Origin of the sequence: Allobaculum sp. Allo2 (assembly GCF_022701175.1) — a bacterium.
GTDB lineage: Bacteria > Bacillota_I > Bacilli_A > Erysipelotrichales > Erysipelotrichaceae > Allobaculum > Allobaculum fili.
Map to the genome: position 1 here is coordinate 1431050 of NZ_CP078088.1, position 21499 is coordinate 1452548.

Below are 21499 nucleotides of genomic sequence, written 5' to 3' on the forward strand. Positions count from 1 at the left end.
CGCCAATCCGCCGTTATCCGGACCTGCTGATTCACCGCATGCTCCGCCGTCATGTCATTCATAAGAAAAACGACGAGAAGAGCCTGCTCAAGGATGAAAAGCGCATGGAAAAATCGTCCATGCATCTGTCCGAAAAGGAAAAGGATGCCGTTACGATCGAACGGGCGGTCAACGATCTCGAATTTGCGAAATACATGGAAAATAAAGTCGGCGAAGTATATGATGGCCTGATCGTCGGCGTCACCAGCTTCGGCTTCTTTGTCGAACTCGACAACACCGTCGAAGGCATGGTTCCGCTGCGCAACATGATCGATGACTTTTACAACTACGATGCCGATACGATGATGCTTACCGGCGAAAATACCGGAAAGACCTTTACCCTCGGTATGCCGGTACGTATTAAAGTCCGCGATGTACAGACGGCCAAGCGCCAGATTACGTTCGACTATCTCGAAACGCTTCCAAGCCGTTCTGCGATGCGTCCAAGTACGCCTGTGATCGAAACCGCTGAACCGAAACCGGAAGAACAGCCGGAAGAAGAAATTCTGCAGGCGGAAATCGTGTCGGAAGAACGCGATGTAAACGTGACGATTACAGAAACGGAAGTTCAGGCGGAAACTCCGGCAAAGAACCGCCTGCCAAGGCGGATTCTGAAAAAGCCGAAGATCTGCCTGCCGTCGAAGCGCAGGATGACGATCTGCCGGCGGTAGAATCCGAAGGCAGCGATCTGCCAGCCGTTGAACCGGCAGCCGATTGTGAACGGCCCGCGACCGAGCCTCAGGAAAGCACAGAACTGCCGATTGCAGAACCTGTAAAATAAGCGGATCTTCTGTGCACAACAGAAATGAAAAATGCAGCGCTTCCGAAGCGATCTTCGGATGGCGCTGCATTTTGCGTCTTAGTGGAAAAACTGACAAGGACCGAGAAAGACAGACAAGTACAGACAAGGAATAGAAAGGGACAGGCAAAGGAAGAGGAAGCTCATGGCGTTTTCCGATTGTCGGTTTCGGTGAAGTTTCTTTCCCAAATCGTCACGAAATCTGCGTGCTCTGCGCAATATGTTATCTTATGTGATTTTTACCATTTTCCCTGTCGATTTTTGCAAATGGACCATCGTACTGCGATAATAAAAACCACAGGAAATTTTTTGCCGGCGATCTGAAGCGGCGAAGCAATCGCTTTCTACGGTGGATTCGCTTTGTCTCGTAACAAAAGCGCTGAAAAATTCCCAGGTTTCTGTGTAAAGCAGAAAAGGGTATCCGTGCCTGCCGATAAAAATTCTGTTACCCTGTACTCAGGAAAAACGAAACGATGCAGAGCTTCTGCACGATCGCTTTTCTCTGTACTTGCCTTGCAAAGTCCGAATACCAATTACAAAAAACGGAAGTCGAAAGGAGGAAGGATTGAAATGAAGAAAATGAAAACCGGACTGGCGGCGCTCGCGCTGGCCATGTCGATGTACATTCCTGCCATTTCAGCCGTGCAGGCCCAGGAAAGCCCGGATCTGCAGGCATCCCATTCACAGACCATCGAAGGACAGAACGGTCTCGAAACCGCCGTTCATGTTACGGATGAGCCGGAAGATTACTCCGTAAAACCGCAGGCTTCGATTGACGAAATTGATAATATTCCCGAGAGCGCCGTTAAGGTTCCTCGAAAAGTAATCGGTGAAGACGATCGCTATCTGATTGCCCGTACCGATGTGGCGCCGTACAACGCCATCTGCAATCTCACCATCACCTTTTCCAATGGCGGGGTATACTCCGGCACTGGATTTCTGATTGCGCCGGATACGATTCTGACCGCCGGCCACTGCGTCTTTGACCATGACAACAACATGGGCTGGGCGAGATCGATCGTGGCGGTTCCGGGCGGCAAGGATCCATCCAATCCGGACAACCAGTATTCGTCCAAACTGCTCATGGCACCGCCTGACTGGACGAAAACGGGCGCAAGCAATACCGACTACGATCTTGGTCTCATTCGCCTGAGAAAGCCGATTGAAGGGGTGGAACCGCTGAAGCTGGCTACGCTGGATCAGTCCAACCTGGACAAGACGTATGAACTGGCCGGCTATCCGTACAATGAAAACATTTCCCTGGAATCGCAGGGCATGTATGGAGCCAAAGGCCGCCTGCATTCGATGACCGGACGCCGTACCGTTCTGCATACCATTGACTCGTCGAGCGGTCAGTCCGGTGCTCCGCTGCTCAACGAAAACAATCAGGTTGAAGCGATTCATACATTTGCCAAGGCGAGCGAACAGCTCAATGGCGGCGTTGCCATCGACTCCTACATTTACGCGTATGTGGCCTCGTATGCGGCCATCGATGAGCCGGTGTACCGCCTGTACAACCCGAACTCGGGTGAACATCTGTACACGACGGAATACAACGAGCTCGTCAACTGCGTAAACTACGGCTGGAAAGACGAAGGCGTCGCCTGGCATTCCGAAAGAACGGCGTACCGCTGTATCGTCTCTACAACCCGAACGCGGGCGACCATCACTACACGCTCGATACCGCTGAGCGTGCCGCACTCGTGGAAATGGGCTGGACAGCCGAAGGCATCACCTGCTATACGTCCGCAAGTGAAAACGATCGGCCGGTATACCGTCTGTACAACCCGAACGCGGTTGCCGGATCGCACCATTTCACGTTTAACGCAACAGAACGCGACGGTCTTGTAACGATGGGCTGGGTCGATGAAGGCATTGGCTTCTATTCAAAATAAACTTCATAAAAGACAGGCATGAATTCCCAAATCCTTACTCTGGGCGTTCATGCCTTTTTCGTTTTCTTCACTTCGCCGTTCGTTCTCCGGTTTTTGGTAAAATGAGAATAAATTTTCATGAGTCAATCAACATCGAACGTTTCCCGTTCTCTGCCTAAATCGGGCAGGGAAGGAAGAACGCTTCGATGAAATCGATATTCGAACATTCTGGAGAAAAAAGTATGGATTCGAACCTTTCCAAAGCCAGCCAGGCCTGGCAGCAGGGCTATCGTCTTTGTCAGACACTCGAACAGATGGACCCTGCTTTTCTTAAACCCCTTGAAAATACGCTGACTGAACAGTATCGCATCGAAGTCCTTTCGCTGCTGCTCTATCTGGCCGAAGCGGCTGGCGGTGTCCAGGCCAAACGGGCTGCTCTGATCAACGAAGTGCTGTCCTTTCACTACACCCCGAGTGAATACAACGCGCTGATGAAGCGGCTTTCGCTGCACAAGTCGGATTTCAGCTCGCTCATTCCTGTCGTACTCAAAGTCGCTGCCCATGGCGATCAGCTAAGCGGCACAGGCAGTACGTATCAAAGACAGATTCTTTCCGTTCTCAGCGAAATTTCCAAAAACGCCTGGGAGTGTGCGGGCAAGGATCCCCTTGAAGAACTTGACCAGCAGATTTACATTTTGTTTCTCGACAACTGGATTCACAAAAACCAGCCGGCACCCGATACCCCCAAGGAACTGATCGATACCCTCGATTCGCTCGGCCGTCTGGAGCGGGAACTCGGTCCGTCGCTCTTTCCGGAACAGACTTCGACCATGGGCGGATCGAGCGATCCCAAAACGCAAAATAAACAGGCCCCCAAAACCAGTGAAACGGCCGAAGCGAAACCGGAACAGCCGGAAAAAACACTGGATGAGCTGATGGAAGAGCTCAATTCGCTGACCGGGCTGAAAGGCGTTAAGGAAGACGTCAACAGCCTGATCAACCTGCTGAAGATTCGCCGGATCCGTCGAGAGCGTTCGATGAAGGAAATGCCCGTATCGATGCATCTGGTGTTCACCGGCAATCCAGGAACGGGCAAAACGACCGTCGCCCGGCTGCTCGCCGGCATTTATCATGCGCTCGGCGCCTTAAGCAAAGGTCAGCTTGTGGAAGTAGACCGTTCGGAACTGGTCGGCGGCTATGTCGGCCAGACCGCAATCAAGACGCAGGAAGTCGTCAACTCCGCTCTGGGCGGCGTGCTCTTTATCGACGAAGCCTATTCCCTGGCCGCCGGCAAGGACAAAGCCGACTTTGGCCGGGAAGCGATCGATACGCTTCTGGTCGAGATGGAAAACCATCGTGACGATCTGGCGGTTATTGTCGCCGGCTATCCCGAACCGATGGAAGAATTCCTGCAGTCCAATCCGGGTCTGAAATCGCGATTTAACAAGTTCATCGATTTCCCGGACTATACCCCGGAAGAACTGTATGAAATTCTCTTAGGCATTTGTAAAAAGAACGGCTACAAACTCTCCGAAAAAGCCCAGGAAACCGCGAAGTCGATGTTCAGGGATCTGTACGAAAACCGGGATGCCGATTTTGCCAACGGCCGTACCGTGCGTAATCTCTTTGAAAAAGCCGTCGTACGCCAGGCCAACCGTCTGGTCAAACTCGACACCTTAAGCAACGAACAGCTCGAAACGATCGAAGCCTCGGATCTGAGCGGAGAAGAACCGGAAGATGCAGAGAGTGAAAAAGCAGAGGACGAAGCCAAAAACGAGTCCGCTGCGGAAAATCCTGATCCATCTGCTTCGAATTCGGAAGAAATACCTGCCGAACCAGCCTCTGTTTCTGTAAATACAGATCCAGAAACATCCGAGGCTTCGGATCTGTCGAGAGCAGAGAAGGGCACGGAAACGGAGAACAATCCAAATCAGAAAACGGAACTTCCGTTGCTTCCCGCATCCGACAGCGAGACACCGGCTGCAAGCCCAAAAGAAGAAACAGGTCCCGATCTTCTGGAAGGGGAACTGGATGCCGTCGACGTTCTGGAACGGTTTAAAAACGGCGAAGAAGGCGCCTTTGCGGATCCGCAGGCGCTGGCCAAGGCACTCATATCCCGTGCCGGACGAAAACGTGATGAAGAAAAAGCCATGAAGGCAGCCGCAAAGAAAGAGGACCAGCATGGCAAGTGAGACAAAACGGATTCTCGAACACTTTGATTGGATCGCTGAACAGCTTGGCGAAGATCTTTCCTGGTACATCGTCTATGAAGCAGCGCTCAAAGCCGGGGATATGCTTCATGTAGAAGGCAGCTACGATCTTCCCGACAATAAAAGACGCCTGTACAACTATGCGACAAGCATTGAACTATGCCGGCTGCTTGAAGAACACGTCCTGATCGGCGAGAAGGTGGACATTACCCACGAGTTTTACATCGAAGCCATGGACTATTTCGCGCTCCATGTGCCGGCTGTCCCCACGTTTGAGCTGAGCGGCTATCTGAACTATCTCGACAGCTGGTCCATGCAGTTTACGGACTGGACGAGTGCTCATCCGCAGCCTTTTGAAAATCTGGAAATTGTCGTCAGCACGTGCTGATCGCTTTATGAATGTGCGGACGAAAGATGAATGCTGCCCGCTCGAAATACTCCAGTCCTAAAAATGGGCAGGGAACAGGAAAATCCGCTTTTCTGTTTGAACGGTTGTGCCAAAAGAATCTGGATTTCTTCGTGAAAAGGAAGAATCCAGGTTTTTTACGTTTTCGTGCTGTTTCTTTGAAGGGATCGGATATCTGCTGGACGCCATTTGGGGCTTAAACGGACAGAAAGTACGGCCTGCACCCTGATCCGGACGAAAAAGCGGCCTGTTCGGTCGACTAAGTGTCCAGTTTGGAAACAATTTGAAAGGCGAAATGGAAACCCTTACAATGAAGTCACTCACAGGAAGGAAGTGGTTTTATGAAAAGCAATGTTGTTGTTTCGGTGCTTGTTAATGGGAATAAAACCGGGCTTTCTTCCGGATTAAGCTGGGACAGTGTGCAGTAGGGTCTTTTGACCTGAAGCCATCTGGCCCGGCTTTTGATACCAGAATTATAGGAGGATTTACAAAATGGATCAGAAATTCAATAAGGTGTTCTGGGATGCATGCGCAAATGGCGACTTCGCAATGGCAGTCGGCCAGATCCGCACCGGAGCTGATGTAAACTACGCCAACGGAGACGGCAGAACCGCACTGATGCGCGCTGCCAAACGTGACCGCAAGGATATCGTTCAGTTACTGATCGATAACGGTGCAGATGTAAATGCAGCTGACAAATACGGAAAAACCGCTCTGATGGGCGCAGCCAAAAAGGCAACCGCACAATCTGCAAGGCGCTGATCGAAGCCGGTGCTGACGTGAACGCAAAAGATGACAACGGCAGAACCGCACTCATGCGTGCCGCTCTTCTCGGACAGGATCGCTGCATTCAGGTTCTGCTCGATGCCGGCGCAGAAATCAACGCCCAGGACGAAGTCGGCCGCAGCGCACTCATGGAAGCCTGTATCGCCTTCAAGCGCGACACCATTAACATGCTGCTCGAGCGCAACGCCGATGTGAACCTTTTCGATAATAACGGCTGCACCGCTCTGATGCGTGCGGCATACGGCGGATATCCTTCGCTCGTAGAAAAACTGATCGTTTACGGCGCAGACAAGGATATGGCCGATAAACAGGGCAACAAAGCGATTGATTATGTACGTGAACACTGCAGAGCCCAGCTCGAACCCATGCTGGAAATGTAGACGTCTGAAAGGAAAAATAATTATGAGAGACTATAAAAGCAGCGAAGTCCGCAACGTCAGTGTCGTCGGCCACTCCGGCGCAGGAAAAACATCCGTTCTGGAAGCGATGCTTTACTACACGGATGCAACGGAACGCTTTGGAAAAACCAGCGAAGGTTCTTCGCTGATCGATTTCGATGCAGAAGAAATCAAGCGAGGCATCTCCATTTACACTTCGATCGTTCCGATCGAATGGGATGAATGCAAAATCAACTTCATCGATACTCCGGGCTACCTTGACTTCACTGGCGAAAAAGAAGCCGGAATGGCCGCAGGCGATAACGTTCTGATCGTGGTCAATGCGAAAGATCCGCTCCAGGCTGGAACCCGTCTCGCCTATAAAGAAGCTGTTGCTTCCCATAAACCGACCATCTTCTTCATCAACCATCTCGATGAAGAAAACACTTCCTTCGACTCTGCTTATGCAGCTCTGCACGAAGCTTTCGGAAAATCCGTTATCCCGTTTGAAGTGCCAATTATTGAAAACGGCGAATACGTAGGTACCGTCAACATTCTGAAAAACAAAGCCTGGTATCATCATGGACCAAAAGCTTCCGACTCCGTCGCTCAGCCTGTTCCGGAAGAAATGGCCGATGAAATCGCCATGTACAAAGACCAGATCGCTGAAGCAGTTGCCATGGGCGACGACGATCTGATGGAAAAATTCTTCTCTGGCGAAGAATTTACCGACACGGAACTGACCAAGGGCGTTCGTATTGGCGTACGCAGCGGTGAAATCATTCCTGTATTCTCCGGCTCCGCCGTCGAAAGCCGCGGCATTGGCCGTCTGATGGATCTGATCATCACGTACTTCCCGTCCTATTCCGAAAAGGGAATCATCACCCTGGAAACGCCGGAAGGCGAACCCGTTGAACTGCTGACGACGGAAGAAGAAACCATGACCGCACAGGTTTTCAAGACGATCATGGACCCGTTCGTAGGCCGTATTTCCTACGTCAAGGTTCTTTCCGGAACGCTCGCTTCCGATTCTCAGGTTGTCAACGGCAACACCGGCAAACCGGAAAAAATCGGTGCGCTGTTCACCATTAAAGGCCGCTATCAGACCGCTGCCGGAAAACTCTTTACCGGCGACATCGGCGCCATCTCCAAACTGCAGAATACGAAAACTAACGATACACTCTGCGCAAAGGGTACCCGTCTGATCAATAAGCCGATCGTCTTCTCCGAAGCTCTGTACGGCCAGGCGGTTACGCCTAAGACAAAGAACGATGAAGACAAGCTCTCCACCGGTCTAAACCGTATTTCCGAAGAAGATCCGACCTTCCGCGTTGAAAACAACCCGGAAACGCGTGAAACCGTCATCTATGGTCTGGGCGACCAGCATCTGGATGTCATCGTCAACAAGCTGAAATCCAAATTCAAAGCGGAAGTTCTGCTGAGCGATCCGAAAGTTACGTATCGCGAAACGATCACCAAGACGGCCGTCGGCGAAGGCCGTCATAAAAAGCAGTCCGGCGGTCATGGCCAGTTCGGTCACGTCTTCGTTGAATTCGCGCCAAACCCGGATGAAGAAGAACTCGTCTTTGACGAAAAAGTATTCGGCGGCGCCGTACCGAAACAGTACTTCCCAGCCGTTGAAACCGGTCTGCGTGAAAACGCCATGGTCGGCCCGCTAGCCGGCTACAAGATGGTCAACCTGAAGACGACGCTGCTCGATGGCAAATACCACGACGTCGATTCTTCCGAAATGGCCTTCAAACTGGCTGCCCGTCTTGCGTATAAAGACGCAATGACCAAGTGCCGTCCGATTCTGCTTGAACCGATCATGAACCTGAGCGTTCGCGTTCCGGATGAATACACCGGCACAATCATCGGCGATCTCAATAAGCGCCGCGGCGCCATCCTGGGCATGGATCCAGAAGGCGATGAACAGGTGATCTCCGCACAGGTTCCGATGATGGAACTGTCCAAGTACGCCATCGATCTGCGCTCCATGACACAGGGCCTTGGAAGCTACACCGTTTCCATGGACCGCTACGATCCGGTTCCGGAAAACATCGCTTCCCGCATTATTGCTGAAGCAGCCAGGGACTAAATCCGCTTCAGGCCTGATCCAAATCTTTCCAAAACTTAACCGAAACAGCATGCCGAGCAGCCGAAAATTCCAGCTGCTCGGTTTTTGGCATACTCTCATTCGGATCTGAGGGAAGTCCTCGCCGGAAGAGGCGGCGGACCCGCGGATTTTTGAACGGTTTTGAATTTTCTGGATTTTCCAGAAGCTTTTTGACCGATTCGTAAGAAAACGTGTCTATACTCTTTACGGGAATGAAGTTCTCCCTCGGGAAACCGGAACCGCTCATGCACAAATGCAGGCTGATGACTTCTGTGATTTTTTGAATCGCAGAAAGCATCAGCCTTTCTGCGTTTATGGAGGTATTTTATGTTAACGTCTCTGGCTCTGATCATCCTGATCGGACTCGCTTTCGCGAAACTCTGCGAACGGCTGCGGCTGCCGCGCATTATCGGCTATCTGCTCGCCGGAATCTGTATCGGACCCAGCTTTCTGAACTGGCTTGATCCGTCCATTCTTTCCATTTCAGCGGATTTGCGCCGCATCGCGCTGGTCATCATTTTGATTAAAGCCGGCTTGTCCTTGAATCTGAACGATCTTAAACAGGTCGGACGCCCGGCTCTTCTGATGTCCTTTCTGCCGGCATCCTTTGAAATTCTCGGCTTCGTGCTCTTTGCCCCAGCACTCCTTCATATCTCGCTGGTCGAAGCCGCGCTAATGGGATCGGTGGTCGCCGCCGTATCGCCTGCTGTAGTCGTTCCGCGCATGGTGACGCTGATGGAAAAGCGCTATGGCACATCCAAAAGCATTCCCCAGATGATCCTGGCCGGCGCGTCTCTGGATGACGTATTTGTCATCGTGCTCTTCAGTACGTTTTGCGATATGGCCCAGGGCGGCAGTGCGCAGCTGTCCATCTTTTAAGCATTCCCGTCTCAATTGTTCTTGGTCTTCTTTTAGGCGCCGCGTGCGGCTGGATGCTTTCCAAATACTTTACGTGGCAAAGCCAGAAGGGAAGTGCCGTTCCTGCCGAACGCAAAGCCATTCTCGTTCTTGGTCTGTCCTTTCTGATGCTTGCGGTGGAAGCGCTGATCAAACTATACGTGTCGCTCTCCGGTCTGCTTGCGGTTTTGAGCCTGTCCATGATGGTAGCCAGAGACAGCCAGAAAGAAATTACGCTTACGCTTCAGAAGCAGTTTGGAAGCCTCTGGACCGGAGCAGAAATTTTCCTGTTTGTGTTGGTCGGTGCGGCGGTAGATGTGCAGTACGCGGCCCTGGCTGGTGCACGGGCTGTACTGATGATCGGCATAGCCCTGATCTTTCGGTGCGTGGGCGTTTCTCTCTGTCTGCTTCACACGCATCTCAATAAGAAGGAGCGTCTGTTCTGCATGATTGCCTACCTGCCAAAAGCGACGGTGCAGGCGGCAATTGGATCGACCGCCCTCGATCTGGGTCTGTCATGCGGTCCGATTGTGCTTTCGGTAGCCGTTCTTGCCATTCTGATTACAGCACCGCTAGGCGCCATCGGTATGGATCAGACGTATTTCCGCCTGCTTTCTCACGATGAAAAACCGAAAGGAAAACCGGAGGCCAGCGCTGCAGACGGTAAGAAGCCAGAAGAATCTTCCGCAAAAGCCGTTTTCCATTCGTGATGCAGACAGGCGGATCCGCCTGTCTGCGCAGCGAGCGGTTTCCATTTTGACTCTCGGCCATTTTTCTGAATGGTTAGGAACGAATCCCGCAAAATGCCGGGACAGGACGGATTTTCCAAATTCCTCTTTCTCTGCGCTATACTGATCCTCATATGTCCCGACATTCGGACGGCTTCTGCTTTTCCCCGAAACAGCCGTTTGCGATCGAGTCTGGGACAGAGCGAAAGAAACAGAAAGAGAGGAGAAATCGGTCATGAAGACACTGAAGTATTTTCTTTCCTTTTATAAACCGTACAAAGGCGCGATGATTCTGGATCTGGTCTGCGCATCGATTCTGTCTCTGGTCGATATTGCCTTTCCGGCCATTCTGAGCGCGTTTACCGCGAAAGCTGCGGGCATCTCCGGTCCCGCGCTGCTGAACTGGATGCCGTGGGTCATTCTTGGACTGCTCGTGCTGTACGGCATTCGAACGGCCTGCCGCTTTTATGTCGCGTGTCAGGGCCACAATACCGGTGCCCAGATGGAAAGCGACATGCGCAGAGATCTGTTTGATCAGTACATGAAGTTCTCGCACGCCTATTACGATCAGGTCAATACGGCGACGCTCAGTTCCCGCATGGTTTCGGATTTGATGGATATTTCCGAAATGGCGCACCACTGCCCGGAAAACCTGCTCATCGCCTCGGTGAAGCTGATCGGTTCGTTTGTGATCATGTTTTCGATGAACCTGACCCTGTCTTCGATTTTGCTGGTGATCACGATTCTGATGGCCATTACCGCCTGGAAGCAGAACCGGCGCATGAAAGAAACGTTCAAGCTTAACCGCGTGAAAATCGCCGGAATCAACGCGTCGCTGCTCGATTCGCTCGAAGGCATTCGCGTTGTAAAAGCCTTTGGCAGCGAAAAGCAGGAACAGAAGAAGTTCAGAAAAGCCAATCGCGAATTTCTTGATTCCAAATTTCAGAACAACCGCGTCATGGGAATTTACTACAGCTCGAACTACTTTTTCAGGGACTGCTCTATACGGCCGTCATCGGTGCCGGCGGCTATCTGATTGCGACTGGAAAAATGCAGGCGGCAGAACTGGCAGCCTTCGCTCTTTACGTCAACGTGTTCATTGGTCCGATCGACATTCTTCTTGAATTTGCGGACAGCCTGATGAAAGGCTTCACGGGCTTTCGCCGCTTTGAAGAAGTCATGGAAACGAAACCGCAGATTACCGAAAAGCCCGATGCCAGATCGCTTGAAAATGTGAAAGGCGACATCGCCTTTGATCACGTTTCCTTCCGCTACGATGACGACACGCCGGTGCTCGATCAGGTCAGCTTCGAAATTCCTGCCGGCGGCCGCTACGCGCTGGCTGGTCCGAGCGGATCGGGAAAATCGACGATCTGTTCGCTTATCCTTCGCTTTTACGATGTGACCGGCGGAGCCGTTCGCATTGACGGTGTGGATGTCCGGGATCTGACGCTCGAGTCTCTGCGCCAGCAGATCGGTGTGGTGACGCAGGATGTCTACCTGTTTGACGGGACCATTGCGGACAATATTCGTTACGGAAAATGGGACGCGACCGAGGAAGAAGTCCTGGAAGCGGCACGTAAAGCCAGCCTGGCGGAATTTATTGAATCGCTGCCCGATGGACTGCAGACGCGTGTCGGCGAAAAGGGAACCCGTCTTTCCGGCGGACAGAAGCAGCGTATTTCGATCGCGCGCATTTTCCTGAAAGATCCGAAAATCGTCATTCTCGATGAGGCGACTTCCGCACTCGATAACGAAAGCGAATACTACATCCAGCAGGCTCTTGAAAAGCTGACCGAAAACCGGACGTCGCTGACGATCGCGCATCGTCTTTCTACGATCGAAAACGCGGATCGCATTCTTGTCGTAGATGGCGAGGGCATCAGCGAAAGCGGAACCCATGAAGAACTGATCGCGCAAAACGGTCTGTATGCGTCTTACGTCTTCCGCCAGTTCGGCCAGCACGAAACGCATTAAGCGCAAAATCATTTTGAAACGACGAAACGCCGTATCCTCGCAGAACAGGGATGCGGCGTTTTTGAATGCTCGAAAATCATGCCAGGGTCCTTTGGAAAACGGAGAAAAAGGCTGTGCGCCTCTCCTGCAAATACAGGATCGGTTGCACAGCGAATGCGTCTTACTGTTCTTTCTTTTGGGAGCAAAAGGGGACTGGGCCGATCGGCGGGTACCGTGTCCGGAAGCTTTCATAGAGGAGCGCTTGAGCATGGACGATTCCTTCTTCTTTTCGAGAAGGGCTTCCTGCTCCTTTTCGGCTTTCTTTTCCTGGTTTTTCTGACGCTTAAGATAAATCAGCAGCCACACCGTGGAAAGAATGTCTGTGAAAAAGCAGAGCTGAACGACGCCGGCGGCAATGGCTTTGGAACGGTCGAGCTTTTTCGCCTTGACGAGCTGAACAAGAAGCACGAAGACATAGGCGGAAGTGATGCCTAACAAAATCCAGGAAAAGGCTTCAAACATAAAGTCGCTCGTCGCCCGTTTCATTAAAATATTCAGCACGATTTCCGGAAGCAGAGCCGTCTTGGTAAAGAGAACATCGATGAGCGTGGAAATGGGCGGCAGCCCGGATGTCGTCGCCTTCCAGATCAGACAGGCTGCGGTACAAAGCATCATCAGCGCGAGAACGCAGAGCAGGATGGGTGCAAAGGACTGCAGCGCGAAGAGATAGAAGAAGTGGGCGCTGGCGGCCATTCCATACAGGAAAAACGCGCAGAAATTCTTTTCCGAAGAGAGCGCATACACCAGCATGAGCAGACAGCCGGTAATCAGACACGATACGCACAAAATCATCATTTCTGTGCTGGTGACAAAGCCGACAAACAGCGTACTGATCACCAGCAGGATCTGCGCGAGATAATACAGGATTTTCTTCATGATCCAATTCCTTTTCTAAACAAAGCGGCAAACCGATTTCCTGAGTATCCGAAAGCATGCCGATCGTTTCGGCTTCGCAGGCCGATCAGGCTCGTTTCGTACAGGCTTTAAAGACGGGGAGAGACGGCGGTTATTTATCGGAAGACGGGGCGGTTCCGGTTTCTTTTGGCAGAGCCGGCGTGTCTTTGGTCTTGCCGCTTTCGATGGGCAGATCGATTTCCTCCAGATCGCTTCCAAATTTTTCTTCGTCGAGATCTTCACTGTCTTCGAGATCATCGAACAGATAGGCGCAGAACAGGTCGTACGTTTTTTGGAGCGCGTGGAAATCGTCACGCTCATCCCGCTGTCGGGATGCCGGCAAAACCATCCGCTGACCGCCAGAACCGCAAAGGGGCCTTCGGGCAGGTAAGGCGCAATTTCATTGCCGATCGAGGGTAGGGAAACCGACGTATAGCCCATATGAAGCGCCCGCTCGAGAATGGCATCAATGAGCTGGTGAAGCGATTCTTCCCGGATCACCTCCGGCAGAGCGGCGTGAAAAATGGATGCCGAGCGGCCGATTCCGGAAGAGGTGACCACGATCTGACCGGGTTTGGGCGGCGTCAGTTTGGCACAGACGCTGCGCAGCGCTTCGCCCCCGCGGTCAAAAATGAGTTTTGGATCGTGCTCCGTTTCTTCAAACGGATGCTCAGCAATATTGGCGATGACATCGCAGTCCTGATCGCACACTTCGCCATAGTTGATGTACAACGAACACGAAGCAGAACGGCCATCCTCATTGAGTACGAGCGCCAGCAGTTCATGCGTCAGCATGGCGGAAAGATCCCATGGGTTAAGGATCAGCCCTTCGCAATCCGGATCTTCCAGAGCGGCACGGAAAATTTCTTCCGCCTTGACGGGTCGATATTCCGCGGCGGGCCCTTCCTGATCTTCTGGAACCGTCAGAAAGGCGCAGTACGCCTGTCCGCCATGTTCCAGATCGACTTTTCGAAACAGTTCCTTTTCCGGCAAAGATACATTTCCAGATCCAGCGGATCCACTTCATCGAGCTCGCTGGTCTGCGAGGTAAGAATCGGCACATACAGCAGCGTCTGTTCATCCACGGCTCTTTGAAGAAGCGAAATAAAATTCCAGTTGGCTTCCTGGCTGTGATCGAATTCGAGATTCAGACCGGCTGCGAGAATCTGATCTGAAAGGGGAGCCGGTTTTCGGCCTTTCAGACGGTCCAGACGAACTTTCATATATCTGTATAGTATGGCAGGGGCTTCTTCAGACTGGGCAAAAAAGCCCCTGAAGTCACGCTCGAAAAGGATTTAAGAAAACAGAAAACAGTATAGAAAACAGTATAAGGATCAGAAAATGCACCAGATGGTAGAGAAGGCAGTTCAGAATCAGCGTTCGTCAGAGAAATCGGAAAATCTCACAGTGTTTTCTATGAGAAAGCCGGTTTGGATCACTGGAAAACTCGGAAAGCTCTATTGCAGACAGGGGGCATTAGACTGAAAAAGCGGTCAAATATCATGCGTTCAAAAATGAATGAAAGCCTTTTCGAAAAAATGTCTTTTCTGAAGAAATCTGTGTTTCCCGGCATATTGCAATTTAAAAATGGATTGACTATTGTTGAACAGGCAAATGCGCAGCCGATCATCCGGACGGCCAGCGAGTCCACTTTGCCGACAGCCGGTTCAGGCAGAAATTCTGCCGCAAATTTACATCGTATTCAGCATTGAAACGAAAGTTGAGGAAATTTGTTACATGAAAAACAAACAGAAAACCCGGAATATGGCTTTCTTCGCCATGTTTCTGGCCATTGAGCTCATTCTGACGCTCACACCGCTTGGCTATATCCGCATTCCCGGACTGGCCATCACCCTGCTGCATATCCCCGTTGTGGTCTGCGGAATTCTCATGGGTCCCGGCTGGGGCGCAGCGCTCGGTCTTGTCTTTGGTCTGACATCCATCTGGAACGCGACCATGCAGCCCTCGATTACTTCCTTTGTCTTCTCGCCGTTTGTTACGGTAGGCGGCATCAGCGGAAACTGGACATCCCTGATCATCGCTCTGGTTCCGCGTATCCTGCTTGGCGCCATCTCCGGCTGGCTGTATGAACTCTTCGCAAAGAAGATCAACCGTCCGCTGTCCGCGCTTCTTGCGGCGGTCATCGCCACCTTCTGTCATACTCTGATGGTTCTCGGTCTGATCGCTCTGCTCTGGGGCAATCAGTATTCCGCTGCGATCGGCATCGCGCCTTCGGCGCTGCTGGCGTATCTGGGCATGGTCATCGTCAGCAATTCTCTGATGGAAATGGCCACTGCCGGAATTGTTTCCATGGCTCTGGCTAAGGCGATTTCTCCTTCGAGAATGTCTTCGCCGGCTTCTTCGCACGCCTGAAAAGACCAATAGAAAACCGGCTGAAATTTAAATAGAGCAAAGAGTTCATCAGAAACGAAATCCGTAAAAAGCGAAAGCTGGACCTTTCGCAGCGTTCTGTCCAAAGCGGAAAAAGATTTCCTGAACACAGGGAAAGAAAAACGATTCTGGATTGTTACTGATCTCTTTGCCAAATCCAGTATTTACACTCGTATATACCCATTCAATTTACCCATTCAAGACGCCTGAAACAGGGCGTCTTTTTCGCTTCCTTCCCGGCAGCCAGGTCAGAAAGGGAGTGAATTGATTTTCATTGACGAAACCAGACCGGGATTTTAAGATGATTTTAAACATATAAGCATTTGCTTAAATGATGAAATAACAGAAAGATAAAGCGTTTAATCCATCTTTCTTTTCTTAGTGGATTCAAATTCCAGAGGCAGATGATCCCCAGTCAGGGCCTGTGTGATTTGCTTCATAAAAGGGAAGAGAAAGAAAAGAAACACAGAAAGGAGACAGTGCTATGGCTTTACAGAACGTGCTTAAAACGTGTTCCGATCCGATTAATCGACAGATTCTGGATCTGCTTCGTGAGCAGTCCATGAACGCCGGAGAAATTGCCCGTCATTTTTCCATTTCCGCAGCAGCCGTTTCCCAGCATCTGAGCGCTTTAAAGACGGCTGGTCTTGTCCGCTGTGAGCGCAGCGGCAAGTTCCTGGTGTATGAACTGAACGCCTCCGTACTGGAAGAAGCGGCGATCTGGATCCAGTCGCTGCTGAATACCGCACCGGCAGAACAGATGGATTCGAATTCGGTTCCCTCCGAAAGTTCCGCTGCGAAAATCTGAATCGGAAAGAGAAAATGGAAAAGGCCAAAATTCCCAAAACGAAACAAAAGGAGCTTCTTTTATGAAAAATGCAAATTCCACTGAACCCCATGCACCGGCTTCGCTTACCCGAGGCAAGATCGCCTTTTCCATCGGCCTCTGTCTTCTTCCTCAGCTTGCTGGCATCTTCTGTCTCTCTTCCATGCCCGCTCAGATCCCCATCCACTTTAACTTTCAGGGAACGCCGGATAACTGGATTTCTTCCTCGCTTTTCTTTTTCGGATTTCCCTGGATGTTTGTCGCAGCGGACGCCTTCTGTCTTGGAACTACGTTCTTCTCCAAAAAGGCAGCGCCCAGTCTCCGTCCATCGAAAACCTGCTTCTGCTGACCATTCCGTTTATTGAACTGATCGTATATATCGGCATCCTGCTCTTTATGAACACAGACGCCTTTCGGATCACAACCTGGATCAGCGGTCTGATCGGCCTTCTTCTCGTGATTTTGGGAAACCTGATGCCAAAAGCCAGACAGAACAGCTATTTTGGCTTTCGAACGCAAAGTACGCTTTCTTCCAAATCCGTATGGCAGAAAACGAACCGTGCAGCCGGATATGCTCTGACGCTGCTTGGCGTGCTGACGATTTTGCGGCGTTCACTTACAATGAAGTTCTCATGTTCGCCCTTCTGATCGGCGGAAGTCTGCTCGTAACCATGGGACTGTCGATTTACGCACACCGATTAGCGGACCGGGAAAGCCAGAAAACAGAATAGGCGGCCGTTCCGAAAGAAAAAGATCCTTTTTCTGGCGAATCTGCCTGCAAGCTTCCTTGCTCAAAAAGTCTCTTTGCGTAAGCCGACGGACGAAAACGCATTCTTCGAATCGCCTGCAGTTGTTGATAATGCAAAAGGAGTCAGAATTCTGCATTTGTTTTGTGATAAAATTTCTCTGATGAGAAATATGTAGACAGAGGAGGATTTTCTGCATGTTAAAAGGAATCGCCGCCTCAGCAGGCGTATCTTGCGCAAAAGCGTACAAACTCGTTCAGCCTGTTGTGGTCATTGAAAAACGCACAGACGCTGATCCGGCAGCTGAAATTGAAAAGCTGGATGCGGCTCTTCGCAAAACCGTATCCGATATTGAAGGCGTAAAGGCAAGGGCAGCCAAACGCCTTTCCGATGAGGAACTGGCCGTATTTGATGCCCATCTGATGATGGCAAACGACCCGGAACTCTCCGGACAGATGAAAACGATGATCCAGAACGACAAAGTCAATGCGGAATACGCGGCGGATGTCGTTTCCAAAATATGATCGCCATGTTCGAAAGCATGGATAACGATTACTTCCGTGAAAGAGCGGCAGACATTAAGGACGTTACGTTCCGTATGCTCTGCAACCTGCTCGGCCTGGAAATCCCGGATCTGAGCAGCATCAGCGAACCGACGATCATCGTTGCACACGATCTGACCCCGTCGGACACTGCACAGCTCAATGAATACGTAAAAGGCTTTGTTACCGAAATCGGCGGCAAAACCAGCCACTCCGCCATCATGGCCAACTCGCTTGAAATCCCAGCTGTTGTCGGAACTGCCGGTGCTCTCGATGCGATTAACAACGGCGACATCATTGGCCTCGACGCCATCGATGGAGAAGTCTTCGTCAATCCGGATGAAGAAACGACCGCTGCACTGAAGAAAAAGAAACCGAATATCTCGAAGAGAAAAAGAACTCCAGATTCTGATCAACGCCAAATCGATCACGACCGACGGTCATGAAGTTGAACTGGCTGGAAACATCGGAAACGCAAAGGACGCTGAACAGGTTATTACCAACGGCGGCGAAGGCGTAGGTCTGTTCCGTACCGAGTTCCTGTACATGGACAACGATCACTTCCCAACGGAAGAAGAGCAGTTCCAGGTATACAAACAGGTACTCGAAACGATGAAGGGCAAGAAAGTCGTAGTCCGCACGCTCGATATCGGCGGCGACAAGCGTCTGTCCTACTTCGAATTCCCGGAAGAAATGAACCCGTTCCTGGGCTACCGTGCCATCCGTCTGTGCCTCGATCGCACCGACATCTTCAAAACCCAGCTGCGTGCGCTCTGCCGTGCTTCCGTTTACGGCAAGCTCTGCATCATGTTCCCGATGATCGCTACGATCGGTGAATTCCGCGATGCCAAAGCCATCTTTGAAGAATGCAAAGCCGAACTGCTCGCGGAAGGCGTAGCCGTATCGGATGACATCCAGGTCGGCATGATGGTCGAAATCCCGGCAGCTGCTGTACTCGCGGATGAATTCTCCAAATACGCAGACTTCTTCTCGATCGGTACCAACGACCTGATCCAGTACTCCATGGCTGCAGACCGTATGTCCGAAAAGGTTTCCTACCTGTATCAGCCGTTCAACCCCGCCATCCTTCGTCTGGTCAACATGACAATTCAGGGTGCGCACAAAAACGGCAAATGGGTCGGCATGTGCGGTGCCATGGCCGGCGAACCCAACGCCGTTCCAATCCTGCTCGGTCTCGGACTCGATGAATTCTCCATGTCGGCTACCCAGATTCTGAAAGCCCGCAAAATCGTCAACGGCCTTTCCTATAAGGAAATGCAGACGATGGCGCAGAACTGCCTGAATCTCGATACCGCCAACGAAGTTCTCGACTACGTGAAAAAGAAGTTTCCAAATAAGCTGTACGGTCCGCGTGCTTCAATGCGCCGATTGTACTGAACCCAAATGGAATGTTTTAAGCCCGTTCGGCGATTTTGTAAGATTCGTCCGGACGGGCCTTTTCGTATACTGGTAAGCAGGGACAGTTCGCCAGCGGTTTTTGAACCGATGGGACGTGACCCTGTCCATAAAATGAAAAATGCGCAGAATTCTGCGCAGGAGTTAACTGTATGAACAAAAAGAAAAAGCAGCCCGGAATGTCCTGATCGGCGGATGCATCGCATCGGTCATCGCCGGAATCGTTCTCTGGCTGACCCTCTCTTTATCGACCGGTCTGATCGTTGCCGGCGCCGGTCTGGTAGCCAGCGGCCTGCTGGCTTCCTTCCTGTTAAAAAGCGCATCCAGAGGCGGCAAGCCGGAAGAGACGAAGCTGGTCGATCGAAAAGTCATCGAAGAAGCGGCGAAAAAAGTTCGTAAGACGTCTCCAAAATCGATGAAAAAGGAAATGCGCGACTTGACGACGCAGTGCGAGCGCATGCTGCAGAAAGCGGAGCTTCTCGACAAAACGCTCAACGAACAGTTTGGCTCTTCCGTAACGACCAAAGCCCGTTTTGCCTCAATCATCAACGGCGTCTATACGCTTTATGCACAAAACGTAAACGACATCATCCATCGCGTGGAAATTTTTGATGAAGACGGCTATGAACAGCTGCATCGCAATCATGAGCAGTATACGGACGCCATTAAACCGTATGCCGAACAGATGGACGCCGTTCGTAAGGAAATTGCCGAAAACGAAGAAATCCTTTCGCGCATCGACCGGCTCCTCGCCGAGCTCAATAAGCTCTCCGGCAGCGACGCTTCCTTAAAGACCCTTCCGGAAATGGAAGAGCTCAGCGATCTGATTGCGCAGACGCCGCTTTACCGCCAGCAGAACTGAGCGGCTGTATGCACAGGTCAGGCGGTTGTCAAAATCGGCATCCGCAGGCGGTATGGATCGGCAGGCAATACCGATCCGTTTGGATTTATGTCACAATAATTGATGAGACACACCCGTATGGGACAAAGGAGATATGAAGAATGGCTTTCAGCATGAATGTAGATGAGCTGGATAAGGAAAAAGTCACCGAACAGCTGGATCCGACTCCCGAGCAGAAAACCGCACTTGGCAGCATGGCTGCGGCCAATGCGAGCGAAGTAATGCAGATTAACCTCGATTCTCTGGACGAACGCCGCAGCATCGCGCAGACGATCGAATCGTTTGGCGAAGACGTCGTCGAAAAATCCGCCCAGAAAAACAAGATTCTGGAAACGACGCTCGGCGATCTGGCCAAAACCGGCAGCGAAGGCAGCAAGGTCATGGAATCGCTGGCCATGCTCAACCGGGAAATGAAGGAACTCGATCCGTCCGGCATCAATTTCAATAACAACGGCATTTTCGGCCGCATGTTCAACCCGGTCCGCAACTATTTCCAGCGCTATGAAAAAGCGGACGCGCAGATCGAAGAAATCCTGAAGTCGCTCGATGAAGGCCGCAAAGCGCTCGTCGCCGATAATACGACTCTGGAAATCGAGCAGGTTTCCCTGCGCGATCTGACCGTCAAACTCGGCAAGCAGATCGAACTGGGCATGCAGATGGATGAAGCGATTACCCGCGAACTTGAACAGGCCCAGGTCAACAACGAAGATCCGGAAAAATCAAATACATTCAGGACGAAGTGCTGTTCCCGCTGCGCCAGAAAGTCATGGATCTGCAGCAGATGCAGGCGGTAAACCAGCAGGGTTATTTCGCCATGGAAATCGTTCGCCGCAACAACAAGGAACTCATCCGTGCAGTCGACCGCGCCAAGCACGTAACGGTATCCGCGCTGCGTACCGCCGTAACCGTAGCTTCCGCTCTGTACAACCAGAAAATTGTTCTCGATAAAGTCAAACTGATCAACCAGACCACCAACGATCTGATCCGCTCGACTTCTGTCATGCTCAAGCAGCAGGGCGCTGATATCCAGCAGCAGGCGATGGAAGCCAACGTATCCGTAGAAACGCTCAAGGAAGCGTTCCGCAATACGTACGAAGCGCTCGATGCGGTGGAAAGCTATCGTGAAAAGGCACTCCCGCAGCTCAAAACGCAGATCGATGCCTTCCGTGAACTCGCCGACGAAGGCGCAAGACGCATGGACCGCATTGAAACCGCGAAATCGTATCGCGAAGGTCTCGAAACCGATCCGAAAATCCAGTCCCTGCCAAAACTTCCGGAATAAGAACAGACGCGGTCAAAACCGAAGACAGAGAAGTTTCTGCATTTCGTTTTGAATCTGCGAAAACGTTTTAAAGACCATCGAAAGCCAGACGTCAGCCGAAAGGGAAGGCGTCTGGCTTTTACAAGCCGGAATCTGAACAGCGCTGAATCGCGCCAGTGATAATCATCGGCTTTATATAAAGTAAATACTCGCCGGATTCATGCATGTTCAAAAATGAAACCGCAATGAACAGCCGAAGAAAAAGCGAAGGAAA

At 51.4% G+C, this 21499-nt stretch carries 21 protein-coding genes, 3 pseudogenes and 1 riboswitch; of the genes and pseudogenes, 21 read left to right on the forward strand and 3 right to left on the reverse strand.

Features of this window, described 5'->3' with window-relative positions:
* Positions 1–38 precede the first annotated feature (38 nt).
* The 12 genes and pseudogenes from KWG61_RS08045 (at position 39) to KWG61_RS08090 (ending at position 12683) form a co-directional block, all read left to right on the forward strand.
* Positions 39–710, forward strand: coding sequence for a S1 RNA-binding domain-containing protein (locus tag KWG61_RS08045; RefSeq protein WP_242743401.1), 672 nt, complete (start codon positions 39–41; stop codon positions 708–710).
* A 746-nt stretch (positions 711–1456) separates the two neighbouring features.
* Positions 1457–2437, forward strand: a pseudogene (locus tag KWG61_RS08050) (trypsin-like peptidase domain-containing protein); the annotation flags it as partial.
* 32 nt (positions 2438–2469) lie between these two features.
* Positions 2470–2733, forward strand: coding sequence for a hypothetical protein (locus tag KWG61_RS17325; RefSeq protein WP_367614354.1), 264 nt, complete (start codon positions 2470–2472; stop codon positions 2731–2733).
* Between the two features lie 221 nt (positions 2734–2954).
* Positions 2955–4904 (forward strand): AAA family ATPase, encoded by a 1950-nt coding sequence (locus KWG61_RS08055; protein ID WP_230266825.1) that lies wholly within the window; start codon positions 2955–2957, stop codon positions 4902–4904.
* Entirely contained in the window at positions 4894–5310 is a 417-nt protein-coding gene (locus tag KWG61_RS08060) for a hypothetical protein (protein WP_230266826.1), read from the forward strand. Before KWG61_RS08055 ends, KWG61_RS08060 begins: the two co-directional genes overlap by 11 nt.
* Positions 5311–5820: 510 nt before the next feature.
* Positions 5821–6494: pseudogene (locus KWG61_RS08065) on the forward strand (ankyrin repeat domain-containing protein).
* A 22-nt stretch (positions 6495–6516) separates the two neighbouring features.
* On the forward strand, positions 6517–8589 hold the full coding sequence (gene fusA, locus KWG61_RS08070) for an elongation factor G (protein ID WP_230266828.1): 2073 nt from the start codon (positions 6517–6519) through the stop codon (positions 8587–8589).
* Positions 8590–8806: 217 nt separating this feature from the next.
* A riboswitch (Fluoride riboswitch) is annotated at positions 8807–8887 on the forward strand.
* A 47-nt stretch (positions 8888–8934) separates the two neighbouring features.
* Positions 8935–9486 carry a cation:proton antiporter gene (locus tag KWG61_RS16195; RefSeq protein ID WP_256460648.1) on the forward strand — a complete coding sequence of 184 codons (552 nt, stop codon included), beginning with the start codon at positions 8935–8937 and terminating at the stop codon, positions 9484–9486.
* 53 nt (positions 9487–9539) lie between these two features.
* Positions 9540–10214, forward strand: a complete 675-nt coding sequence (locus KWG61_RS16200; protein ID WP_256460649.1) for a cation:proton antiporter — start codon at positions 9540–9542, stop codon at positions 10212–10214.
* 253 nt (positions 10215–10467) lie between these two features.
* On the forward strand, positions 10468–11268 hold the full coding sequence (locus KWG61_RS08080; protein WP_242743403.1) for an ABC transporter ATP-binding protein: 801 nt from the start codon (positions 10468–10470) through the stop codon (positions 11266–11268).
* A gap of 14 nt (positions 11269–11282) precedes the next feature.
* Positions 11283–12209, forward strand: coding sequence for an ABC transporter ATP-binding protein (locus tag KWG61_RS08085; protein WP_242743404.1), 927 nt, complete (start codon positions 11283–11285; stop codon positions 12207–12209).
* A gap of 153 nt (positions 12210–12362) precedes the next feature.
* Positions 12363–12683 (forward strand): hypothetical protein, encoded by a 321-nt coding sequence (locus tag KWG61_RS08090; protein WP_242743405.1) that lies wholly within the window; start codon positions 12363–12365, stop codon positions 12681–12683.
* Between the two features lie 19 nt (positions 12684–12702).
* On the opposite strand, the gene KWG61_RS08095 is transcribed toward KWG61_RS08090, so the two are convergent.
* Genes KWG61_RS08095 through KWG61_RS08105 form a run of 3 tightly spaced genes read right to left on the reverse strand, consistent with a single transcriptional unit; the run spans position 12703 to position 14365 of the window.
* On the reverse strand, positions 12703–13182 hold the full coding sequence (locus tag KWG61_RS08095) for a hypothetical protein (protein WP_242743406.1): 480 nt from the start codon (positions 13180–13182) through the stop codon (positions 12703–12705).
* Positions 13140–14135 (reverse strand): macro domain-containing protein, encoded by a 996-nt coding sequence (locus KWG61_RS08100; RefSeq protein WP_242743407.1) that lies wholly within the window; start codon positions 14133–14135, stop codon positions 13140–13142. The genes KWG61_RS08095 and KWG61_RS08100 overlap by 43 nt, the downstream gene beginning before the upstream one ends.
* Positions 14066–14365 carry a hypothetical protein gene (locus KWG61_RS08105; protein WP_242743408.1) on the reverse strand — a complete coding sequence of 100 codons (300 nt, stop codon included), beginning with the start codon at positions 14363–14365 and terminating at the stop codon, positions 14066–14068. The genes KWG61_RS08100 and KWG61_RS08105 overlap by 70 nt, the downstream gene beginning before the upstream one ends.
* A 279-nt stretch (positions 14366–14644) precedes the next feature.
* On the opposite strand from KWG61_RS08105, the gene KWG61_RS08110 reads away from it, so the two are divergent.
* From KWG61_RS08110 to KWG61_RS16210, 9 genes and pseudogenes are all read left to right on the forward strand, one after another.
* Positions 14645–14854 carry a hypothetical protein gene (locus tag KWG61_RS08110; RefSeq protein ID WP_230266833.1) on the forward strand — a complete coding sequence of 70 codons (210 nt, stop codon included), beginning with the start codon at positions 14645–14647 and terminating at the stop codon, positions 14852–14854.
* Between the two features lie 25 nt (positions 14855–14879).
* On the forward strand, positions 14880–15515 hold the full coding sequence (locus tag KWG61_RS08115) for an ECF transporter S component (protein ID WP_230266834.1): 636 nt from the start codon (positions 14880–14882) through the stop codon (positions 15513–15515).
* A gap of 502 nt (positions 15516–16017) precedes the next feature.
* On the forward strand, positions 16018–16341 hold the full coding sequence (locus KWG61_RS08120) for an autorepressor SdpR family transcription factor (protein ID WP_230266835.1): 324 nt from the start codon (positions 16018–16020) through the stop codon (positions 16339–16341).
* A 61-nt stretch (positions 16342–16402) separates the two neighbouring features.
* On the forward strand, positions 16403–16708 hold the full coding sequence (locus KWG61_RS08125; RefSeq protein WP_242743409.1) for a DUF1648 domain-containing protein: 306 nt from the start codon (positions 16403–16405) through the stop codon (positions 16706–16708).
* Positions 16709–16755: 47 nt separating this feature from the next.
* Positions 16756–17007, forward strand: coding sequence for an SdpI family protein (locus tag KWG61_RS08130; RefSeq protein WP_242743410.1), 252 nt, complete (start codon positions 16756–16758; stop codon positions 17005–17007).
* A 295-nt stretch (positions 17008–17302) separates the two neighbouring features.
* Positions 17303–19045: pseudogene (gene ptsP, locus KWG61_RS08135) on the forward strand (phosphoenolpyruvate--protein phosphotransferase).
* Between the two features lie 445 nt (positions 19046–19490).
* Positions 19491–19925 carry a hypothetical protein gene (locus KWG61_RS08140; RefSeq protein WP_242743411.1) on the forward strand — a complete coding sequence of 145 codons (435 nt, stop codon included), beginning with the start codon at positions 19491–19493 and terminating at the stop codon, positions 19923–19925.
* 140 nt (positions 19926–20065) lie between these two features.
* Positions 20066–20758: a toxic anion resistance protein gene (locus tag KWG61_RS16205; RefSeq protein WP_256460650.1), complete on the forward strand. Its 693-nt coding sequence runs from the start codon at positions 20066–20068 to the stop codon at positions 20756–20758.
* Positions 20731–21246 carry a toxic anion resistance protein gene (locus KWG61_RS16210; RefSeq protein WP_256460651.1) on the forward strand — a complete coding sequence of 172 codons (516 nt, stop codon included), beginning with the start codon at positions 20731–20733 and terminating at the stop codon, positions 21244–21246. Before KWG61_RS16205 ends, KWG61_RS16210 begins: the two co-directional genes overlap by 28 nt.
* Positions 21247–21499: the final 253 nt, after the last annotated feature.